The 9630-nt window shown below is 64.7% G+C and carries 7 protein-coding genes; 4 read left to right on the plus strand and 3 right to left on the minus strand.

All coding sequences use genetic code 11. The features are described 5' to 3' along the window. Together ACOZKU_RS17935 and ACOZKU_RS17940 are read right to left on the minus strand one after the other, a co-directional pair. On the minus strand, positions 1 to 604 hold a 604-nt coding region (locus ACOZKU_RS17935), incomplete at its 3' end, for a pseudouridine-5'-phosphate glycosidase (RefSeq protein ID WP_421580020.1). Between the two features lie 46 nt (positions 605 to 650). Further along, positions 651 to 1598: a carbohydrate kinase family protein gene (locus ACOZKU_RS17940; RefSeq protein WP_421580021.1), complete on the minus strand. Its 948-nt coding sequence runs from the start codon at positions 1596 to 1598 to the stop codon at positions 651 to 653. A 234-nt stretch (positions 1599 to 1832) separates the two neighbouring features. Between ACOZKU_RS17940 and recA the strand changes: the two genes are divergently transcribed. The 3 genes from recA to ACOZKU_RS17955 all read left to right on the plus strand — a co-directional run bounded on the left by recA (position 1833) and on the right by ACOZKU_RS17955 (position 7288). Beyond that, positions 1833 to 2918, plus strand: a complete 1086-nt coding sequence (gene recA / locus ACOZKU_RS17945; protein WP_314094518.1) for a recombinase RecA — start codon at positions 1833 to 1835, stop codon at positions 2916 to 2918. Positions 2919 to 3282: 364 nt separating this feature from the next. After that, positions 3283 to 5943 carry an alanine--tRNA ligase gene (gene alaS / locus ACOZKU_RS17950; protein ID WP_421580022.1) on the plus strand — a complete coding sequence of 887 codons (2661 nt, stop codon included), beginning with the start codon at positions 3283 to 3285 and terminating at the stop codon, positions 5941 to 5943. 112 nt (positions 5944 to 6055) lie between these two features. Continuing rightward, a complete protein-coding gene (locus ACOZKU_RS17955; RefSeq protein WP_421580023.1) occupies positions 6056 to 7288 on the plus strand; it encodes a GGDEF domain-containing protein in 1233 nt (410 codons plus the stop codon). Here ACOZKU_RS17955 and ACOZKU_RS17960 read toward each other — a convergent pair. Further along, positions 7285 to 8952, minus strand: coding sequence for a SulP family inorganic anion transporter (locus ACOZKU_RS17960; protein ID WP_421580024.1), 1668 nt, complete (start codon positions 8950 to 8952; stop codon positions 7285 to 7287). The two genes, ACOZKU_RS17955 and ACOZKU_RS17960, sit on opposite strands and share 4 nt — an antisense overlap. Positions 8953 to 9128: 176 nt before the next feature. On the opposite strand from ACOZKU_RS17960, the gene ACOZKU_RS17965 reads away from it, so the two are divergent. After that, a partial coding sequence (locus ACOZKU_RS17965; protein WP_421580025.1) for an AraC family transcriptional regulator occupies positions 9129 to 9630 on the plus strand: 502 nt, incomplete at its 3' end.

A 9630-nucleotide genomic window follows, 5' to 3' on the forward strand; every position in this document is an offset into this window, starting at 1 on the left:
GGCCCGAGTCGCGCGACCAGAAGGCCGGGAAGATGGGGCTGTCATAGGTGACGACCGGCACGCCGCGGGTTTCCAGAACTTCCAGCGTCTTCGGAATATCGAGGATCGCCTTGGCACCGGCGCAGACGACGATGACGCCGGTGCGCGAGAGTTCATCGAGGTCGGCGGAAATGTCGAAGGTTTCTTCGGCCTTGCGGTGCACGCCGCCGATGCCGCCGGTCGCAAAGACCTTAATGCCGGCGCGGGCGGCACCGATCATCGTGGCGGCGACGGTGGTGGCGCCGGTGCGGCGCTCGGCGATTGCAAAGGCGAGGTCGGCGCGCGAGAGCTTCATGGCGCCCTGCGTCTGGGCAAGCGCTTCCAGCTTTGCCTCGTCGAGGCCGATATGCAGCACGCCGTCGATGACCGCGATGGTCGCCGGCACGGCGCCCTGTTCGCGAATGATGCGCTCTACGCTGCGCGCCATCTCGAGATTGCCCGGATAGGGCATGCCATGGGTGATGATCGTCGATTCGAGCGCGACGATCGGGGCGCCGCGCCCCTTGGCGGCGGCGACTTCGTCGGAATACTGCATCGGCAGAAGGGGAGAAACGGGTCGGGTCATGCGATGTCCTTACAAAATCCTGGGAGGAAATTCGGGCAAAAAAGTCTCATGACAGGATTTCCGCCTGCGGCACAAGCGAAAGTGCGGCAGCAAGGGCCGCCTGCGACATTTCTTCGGCGACGGCGAGCGGCGAGCGCACGGTGATAGTCGCCGCTGCCACGCCGTGGCGGAGAGAACCCGTGATACCTTTGCCGGAGAGCACGGCGTTGAGAAAGCCGGAGGCAAGCGAATCGCCCGCGCCCGTGACATCGCCGAGTTCAGGGATTTCTGGAGGAAAGATCGATGCGGCCTGCGTCTTGTCGAAGGCGATGACGCCACGCCCGCCGCGCGTCACGACGCCGGCGGAAAGTCCGGCGGCACGCAGGATTTTTGGCCAGTCGGCCGGGTCTTGCGCATCCTCTCCCGTCAGGGCGCGCGCTTCCGCCTCGTTCATGAAGAGAAAGGCGAGGGCATCGAGGCTTTCGCGGAACCGCACCACCTTGGCCGGCGAAATGGCGATGCCGGCGAGCGGTACGGCCGCTGCTTTGGCCGCTTGCGACATCGTGAAGAGCGTGTCGGCGGGCAGATTGGCGTCCGTCAGGATCAGCCCCGCCGCCGCCATCGCCTCGCGCATGGCGCGCTGCCGCAGCCGGCGCGGCGAAAACAGCCGGTAGAGATCCATATCGGCAAGCGCGATGACGAGGTTGCCGTCCCGCTCGATGATCGCCGTGTAGCTCGGCGTCGCCCGGTCGAGGAAGATGAAAGGCGTGTCCTCGACACCGGCCGCCTCAGCCGCCGACGCCACGATATCGCCGTCCGCGTCACCGCCGCGTGGCGAGACGAGCCGCACAGCATGGCCGAGCCGGGCGAGGTTGCGCGCCGCATTGAACGCGCCGCCGCCCGCCTCGACGAACCAGCTGCCGGGATTGCTTGCCCCCGGCGCCGTCTCGCCGGCAATGCGTCCGCGCCTGTCCACATGGGCGCCGCCCATCACCAGAATCGTTTTGTTCGTCATCGTCTTCCTTACATCCGGCAGGCCGATTCGTGCGGATCGCGCTCCGTCGGCTACCGATTTGTTCCTGTTCCTGCGCCAGCCTTATCAACTTGAAACGAAAATAGAACACACCATCGATTCACAAAAATATTCAAATGGATGAATGCATCTTGTAAAACGAGAACAAAATGTGTACATACGGTTCATCGACGGCTTCGTTGCCTGTCTTGCTTCAATAACCTAAAGGTGGACCAAATGGCACAAAACACTTTGCGGCTCGTAGAGGAAAAATCAGTGGATAAAAGCAAGGCACTCGAAGCGGCTCTCTCTCAGATCGAGCGCTCGTTCGGCAAGGGCTCCATCATGAAGCTCGGCGGCAAGGACAGCGTCATCGAGGTCGAGACGGTTTCGACGGGCTCTCTCAGCCTCGACGTGGCGCTCGGCATCGGCGGCCTGCCCAAGGGACGTATCGTCGAAATCTACGGTCCGGAAAGCTCGGGCAAGACGACGCTGGCGCTGCAGACCATCGCAGAAGCCCAGAAGAAGGGCGGCATCTGCGCTTTCGTCGACGCCGAACACGCGCTCGATCCGATCTATGCCCGTAAGCTCGGCGTCGATCTGGAAAATCTCCTGATCTCGCAGCCCGACACCGGCGAACAGGCGCTTGAAATCACCGACACGCTGGTGCGCTCCGGCGCCATCGACGTGCTGGTCGTCGACTCGGTTGCGGCGCTGACGCCGCGCGCCGAAATCGAAGGCGAGATGGGCGAGAGCCTGCCGGGCCTTCAGGCCCGCCTGATGAGCCAGGCGCTGCGCAAGCTCACCGCCTCGATCTCCAAGTCGAACACCATGGTCATCTTCATCAACCAGATCCGCATGAAGATCGGCGTCGTTTACGGTTCGCCTGAGGTGACGACGGGTGGTAACGCGCTGAAGTTTTACGCCTCCGTCCGCCTCGACATCCGCCGTATCGGCGCCGTCAAGGAACGCGATGAAGTCATCGGCAACCAGACCCGCGTCAAGGTCGTCAAGAACAAGATGGCACCGCCCTTCAAACAGGTCGAATTCGACATCATGTATGGTGAAGGCGTCTCCAAGACGGGCGAACTCGTCGATCTCGGCGTCAAGGCCGGCATTGTCGAGAAGTCGGGCGCCTGGTTCTCCTATAACAGCCAGCGCCTCGGCCAGGGCCGTGAGAATGCCAAGACGTTCCTGCGCGACAATCCCGATGTCGCCCGCGAGATCGAAACGACATTGCGCCAGAATGCCGGCCTGATCGCCGACCGCTTCCTGGAAAACGGCGGGCCGGACCCGAACGACGGTGGCGACGGCGAGCCCTGATTGCGCCGCGGCGGCTGAACGGGCTGTCGCAAATGCATGCCGCGGTTTCTTGAATGCGGCATGGGCGGATTGAAAACGTGGAAAACCGGCCTCTTCTTCGCGAAAGGCCGGTTTTTTGACGTCTGGACAGGGGCGGGGGCGGGCGATAAAAGCCTTCAGTTCTCGCGCGCGCCCGCGTTTTCGGCCTTTCCCCAGGGAATGCCGGCAGGTGCGTGCAGTTTCGACGGAATTCGCGGATGGTGGCCTTTTCAGGCCTCCGGCGGGCACTCCGGCCGGCGGGGCGGTTTCGCATCTGCTGAACAGAAATTTGGTGGATGTTGCGCCCCGGCCTGGAGCGCAGACAGTGGCAAGGTAAGGACGCGATATGAGCGGCGTGAATGAGATCCGGTCGACTTTCCTCGACTATTTCCGCAAGAATGACCACGAGGTCGTGTCCTCCAGCCCGCTCGTGCCGCGCAACGACCCGACGCTGATGTTCACAAATGCCGGCATGGTGCAGTTCAAGAACGTCTTCACCGGCCTAGAGCAGCGTCCCTATTCGCGCGCCGTGACCGCGCAGAAATGCGTGCGCGCCGGCGGCAAGCACAATGACCTCGACAATGTCGGCTACACCGCACGCCATCACACCTTCTTCGAGATGCTCGGCAACTTCTCCTTCGGCGATTATTTCAAGGAACGCGCCATCGAGCTGGCCTGGAACCTGATCACCAAGGAATTCGGCATCGACAAGAAGCGTCTTCTCGTCACCGTCTACCACACCGACGACCAAGCCTTCGACCTCTGGAAGAAGATCGCCGGCCTGACCGACGATCGCATCATCCGCATTCCGACCAGCGACAATTTCTGGGCGATGGGCGATACCGGCCCCTGCGGCCCGTGCTCGGAAATCTTCTACGACCACGGCGATCATATCTGGGGCGGCCCGCCCGGCTCGCCGGAAGAGGACGGCGACCGCTTCATCGAGATCTGGAACCTCGTCTTCATGCAGTTCGAGCAGGTGACGAAGGAAGAGCGCGTCGACCTGCCGCGCCCGTCCATCGATACCGGCATGGGCCTTGAGCGTGTGGCGGCCCTGCTTCAGGGCAAGCATGATAACTACGATATCGACCTGTTCCGCGCGCTGATCGACGCCTCCGTCGAGGCGACCGGCGTCAAGGCCGAGGGCGAAGCCCGCGCCAGCCACCGGGTCATCGCCGACCATCTGCGTTCCTCCGCGTTCCTGATTGCCGACGGCGTGCTGCCGGCCAAGGACGGCCGCGGCTATGTGCTGCGCCGCATCATGCGCCGCGCCATGCGCCACGCGCAGCTTCTTGGCGCCAAGGAACCGCTGATGTGGAAGCTGCTCCCGACGCTGGTCGGCGAGATGGGCCGCGCCTACCCCGAACTGCAGCGCGCCGAAGCGCTGATTTCCGAGACGCTGAAGCTCGAGGAAACCCGCTTCCGCACCACGCTGGAACGCGGCCTCAACCTGCTCTCCGACGCGACCTCGACGCTCACCAAGGGCGACATGCTGGACGGCGAGACCGCCTTCAAGCTCTACGACACCTATGGTTTCCCGCTGGACCTGACGCAGGATGCGCTGCGCGCCCGCGAAATCAACGTCGATCTCTCCGGCTTCACCGATGCCATGGAGCGCCAGAAGGCCGAAGCGCGCTCGCACTGGGCCGGCTCCGGCGACAAGGCGATGGAGACGATCTGGTTCGAGCTCAAGGAAAAGCTCGGCGCGACGGAATTCCTCGGCTACGACACCGAGACCGCCGAAGGCGTCGTCCAGGCGATCGTGCGCCATGGCAAGGCGGTCGACAGTGCCGCAGCCGGCGAAGAGGTGCAGATCGTCGTCAACCAGACGCCGTTCTATGGCGAATCCGGCGGCCAGATGGGCGATACCGGCATCATCTCGTCCGACAATGCCAAGCTCACCGTTTCGGACACGCAGAAGAAGGGCGAGGGCGTCTTCGTTCATGTCGCGACCGTTGCCGAGGGCACGCTGAAGGTCGGCGATGCCGTCGCCTTGAATGTCGATCACGCCCGCCGTTCGCGCTTGCGCGCCAACCATTCGGCCACGCATCTGCTGCACGAGGCGCTGCGCGAGGTGCTCGGCACCCACGTTGCCCAGAAGGGCTCGCTGGTGGCGCCCGAGCGCCTGCGCTTCGACGTCTCGCACCCCAAGCCCATGACGGCCGATGAACTGCGCGTCATCGAGGACATGGCCAACGAGATCATCGTGCAGAATTCGCCTGTCACCACCCGCCTGATGACGGTCGACGACGCGATTGCCGAGGGCGCCATGGCGCTGTTCGGTGAAAAATACGGCGATGAAGTGCGCGTCGTTTCGATGGGCCAGGGCGTTCGCGGCGCCAAGGCGAACCGCGCCTATTCGGTCGAGCTGTGCGGCGGCACGCATGTGTCGTCCACCGGCGAAATCGGCCTCGTGCGCATCCTTTCCGATAGCGCCGTCGGCTCCGGCGTGCGCCGTCTGGAAGCCCTGACGGGCGAGGCGGCCCGCGCCTATCTCGCCGAGCAGGACGAGCGCGTGAAGGCGCTGGCCACCACGCTGAAGGCCCAGCCGGGCGAAGTGCTCGCCCGTGTCGAGGCGCTGGTCGACGAGCGTCGCAAGCTCGAGCGCGAACTGACGGAGGCCAAGAAGAAGCTCGCGCTTTCCGGCGGCCCGTCGGGTGGCGACGACGGTGTTCGCGAGGTTGCCGGCATCAAGTATCTCGGCAAGGTCGTCACCGGTGTCGAGCCGAAGGATCTGAAGAGCCTGGCGGACGAAGGCAAGAAGAGCCTCGGCTCCGGCGTCGTCACCTTCGTCGGCGTCTCGCCGGACGGTAAGGCGAGTGCCGTCGTGGCCGTCACGGACGACCTGACCGGCCGCTTCAGCGCGGTAGACCTGGTGCGCCGCGCCTCCGAGGCGCTCGGCGGCAAGGGCGGCGGCGGCCGCCCCGACATGGCGCAGGCCGGCGGTCCCGATGGCTCCAAGGCTGCGGATGCCGTAGACGCGGTGGCTGCCGTCATCGCCGGCTGATCGGGCGGTCAAACATCCTTCATCGATACGGCGGCGGGCTTTTGGCCCGCCGTTTTGTTTGCGAAGTCTTCAAGCTTTGCGCCTAGCATCTCCCCCGTGCGGGGAGCGTGTTTTGATTGAAAATATCGTCAGCATTTCAACCTTGATGATCTGTACCTTCCTGTCGACCATGGTCGTCGGGATATTCATGTTGCAGGTCTGGCTGACCGACCGGCGCCATGCGGCGGCAGGCTACTGGTGTCTGTCCATGTGGGTTGGCTCGCTCTGCACGCTGCTTTATGCGATGCGCCCCATGGGCTATCCGATGCTGACCGTCGGCGTTGCCAACATGCTGGCTGCGCTGGGCTATGCCCTGATGTGGGCCGGCTTTCGCGTCTTCGAGCGGCGCGCAGCCTCTCCGCTGGTCGTGGCGGCGGGGCCGGTGCTGTGGAGCCTTGGTTATCTCTTCGTACCCGCCATCACCGAAGACGTGAACAACCGCATCATTCTCTCGTCGTTGATCATCACGGCCTATTCGGTGTGGATCGGCCTCGATCTCTGGCGCGGGCGCGGCGGCGAGAGGCTGCCGAGCCGCACCATGTCCGCCGTCTTCTTCCTGTCGCACGGCATCATCTATTCGCTGCGCATCCCGATGGCCATCGTTTCGCCGGCGCCGCTCGGCAATGGCACGGCGCATTCCGCCTGGTTTGCGCTGTTCACGCTGGAACTCTTCGCTCACACGATCCTCGCCGCCATCGCCATGCTCGTTCTTATCAAGGAGCGCGGCGAGGCGCTCTATCGACAGGCGTCGCGCACCGACGCGCTGACAGGCATCGCCAATCGCGGTTCGTTCTTCGAGGACACGCGCATCCATCTTGCCGGACGCAACGACGGCACGCTGATGATCTTCGACCTCGACCGCTTCAAGGCGATCAACGACACGCATGGTCATGTGGCGGGCGATGCGGTTCTCAAGCGCTTCGCGGTGCATATCTCGGCCTCGCTGGAGGAGGGTATGCTGTTTTGCCGTTTCGGCGGGGAAGAGTTCGCGCTTTTTGCGCCCCGGCACAATATATCGCGGGCGGCGCTCTTCGCTGAACGGCTGCGGCAGGAGGTTGCGGCGCTCACCATCCTGAGCGAGGGGCGTGAGATCGGCGTCTCCGTCAGCATCGGCCTTGCCGATGTCGCGACCTTCGGCGCGGATTTCGACCGTCTGCATTCAGCCGCCGACGGGGCGCTCTATGCGGCGAAGGAAGCCGGACGCAACTGCGTCATGCGGGCAGCACCGGCCGCCGTGCTGTCCGGTTTTGCCGAGCGCATGTGCAAGCCCGCCGCCCGTCCCACCGGGGTCGCCGTCGCAGGTTAGGCAGCCCCGATCCGCTCCAGCGCATCGCTTGCCGCATTGGTGAAGATGACATGGTCGTGCAGGCCGTGCGCTTCGAGAAGACGGCGCATGTCCGGCTTCAGGCCGGCAATGTAGATCTGGACACCGGATCTGGTAGCCTTGCGCACCAGTCCTTCGATGACGCTGGCGGCGGTGGAGTCGATCAGCGGAACGTCGGTGCAATCGAGCACGAAGTTGCGCCGCTGGTCGGCGATACGGTCGAGCACGGAGCCGACGCTGGCGGCCGCACCGAAGAAGAACACGCCACTGATGCGATAGACCACGGTATCGGGATCGTCCGCCACGACCGGCCGCTCCGATATGCTGCCATCGTCCTTGCCGGCGTTTTCGACGGCGCGGACAAGGCGCGGCACGCTTTCCTCGCGGATGTCGACCGCCTTGCCCATGCGGTCGATGAACAGCACGGCCCCAAGCAGGAAGCCGACGACGATGCCTTCCGTGAGATCGCGGAACACGACGAGCAGGAAGGTGACCGCGACGACCGCCGCGTCGCCCCGCGAGGAGCGGATCAAGGCGGCGATGGCCGGGCGCTCGACCATGTTGAAGGCGACCACCGCGAGCACGCCAGCAAGGGCTGCGAGCGGGATGTAGCTGGCGAGCGGTGCGGCCACGAGCATGAAGAGCAGCAGGAAGAGTGCATGCAGCATGCCGGAGACGGGGCTGGTGGCGCCCGAGCGCACATTGGTTGCGGTCCGCGCAATGGTGCCGGTCACGCAGATGCCGCCGAACAGCGCCGATCCGACATTGGCAAAACCCTGTGCGATCAGCTCCATGCTGGAACGATGCCGCCGGCCGGTCATGCCATCGGCGACGACGGCGGAGAGCAGCGATTCGATGGCGCCGAGCAGCGCAAAGGAGATTGCATCCGGCAGCACGGCTATAACGAGATCCGGCGAGAAGGACGGCAGCGCCGGAATGGGCAGGCCGCGCGGAATGCCGCCGAAGCGGGTGCCGATCGTCTCGGCCGGCACAGCGAGGAGGGCGGTCGCAACGGAAGCCGTGACGACGGCGATGAGGAGGTTGGGCCAGTGCGGGCGGAAGCGGCGCAGGAGAAGGATGACGGCGATGGTGAGGCCGGCAACGCCGCAGGCGGCCGGATTGAATGTCGGCCGGGCGGCCCAGAGCGCCGTCAGCTTTTCCAGGATGGGACCGGGCTCGCGTCCGGCGAGTTTCAGGCCGAACAGCTCGCCGATCTGGCTGGCGAAGATGATGACGGCGATGCCGGCGGTAAAGCCGACCGTCACGGGATAGGGGATGAACTTTATGTATTTGCCGAGCCGGAAATAACCCGCGAGCGCCAGCATGAGCCCGGAGAGGAAGGTGGCGAGCAGGAGGCCTTCGACGCCGTGCCGGGCGACGGTCGCCGAGACGAGCACGATGAAGGCACCGGCCGGCCCGCCGACCTGGAACCGGCTGCCGCCGAGCGCCGAGACGAGGAAACCGCCGACAATGGCGGTATAGAGGCCGCGATCCGGCGTGACGCCGGAGGCGATGGCGATGGCCATGGAGAGTGGCAGCGCAACGATTGCGACCGTCAGTCCCGAGAGCGCGTCCGCCCTCAAGCGTGCCGCGCCGTAGCCCTCCGCGAACACGCTGGCGAGCTTGGGCATCAATGTATCGGTCATGAGAGCCTCGAAAGGCCGGTGGATGGAGGGCCGGCATGTCCATCTCACGCCGAGTCGGGCCCGTATGCAATTGACGGATGTCAAGTTCGCCAAAAAATGCGGGCAAGGCAAAAGCGCAGGATTTGTGAAATCGCTCCATGCTTGATTGAATGCGTCCCGACGAGAAAGGAAACGGCATGAGCGAGAACGAGATCTGGGCGGCCTACGAGAAGCGTCTGCTGCGCGTCTCCGCCTATATCTACGAGCATCTGGACGAGGATCTCGACCTCGGCCGGCTCTCGGAGATCGCCTGCCTTTCCGCCCATCACTGGCATCGTGTCTATCGGGCGGTGCACAACGAGACGCTGGCGATGACCGTCCGGCGGCTCAGGCTGCATCGCGCGGCGGGCGATCTGGTGAGAAGCGACCGCCCGGTCCGGGACATCGCCGCGCGCTGGGGTTATCCCAACCTGCAATCCTTCACGCGCACCTTCGCGGCCGCCTATGGCATGCCGCCGGCGCGCTACCGCAAGGATGGGCCCCATCGCGCCTTCGAACCCGAACACGGCAAGGAAACGTCCCGCATGTATGACATCGCCATCCGCACCCTTCCCGAGCAGACGCTGCTCTCGATTCCCCATACCGGGTCCTATATGGGCATCGGCAAGGCCTTCGAGGCGCTCTACGGCGCCCTGTTTT

The organism is Shinella sp. M31, assembly GCF_049199205.1.
Taxonomy (GTDB): domain Bacteria; phylum Pseudomonadota; class Alphaproteobacteria; order Rhizobiales; family Rhizobiaceae; genus Shinella.

Excerpts from the sequence above, each read along its gene's own strand:
- ACOZKU_RS17940 (WP_421580021.1), bottom strand. The coding sequence starts at position 1,598 with ATGACGAACAAAACGATTCTGGTGATGGGCGGCGCCCATGTGGACAGG.
- recA (WP_314094518.1), top strand. The coding sequence starts at position 1,833 with ATGGCACAAAACACTTTGCGGCTCGTAGAGGAAAAATCAGTGGATAAA.
- alaS (WP_421580022.1), top strand. The coding sequence starts at position 3,283 with ATGAGCGGCGTGAATGAGATCCGGTCGACTTTCCTCGACTATTTCCGC.
- ACOZKU_RS17960 (WP_421580024.1), bottom strand. The coding sequence starts at position 8,952 with ATGACCGATACATTGATGCCCAAGCTCGCCAGCGTGTTCGCGGAGGGC.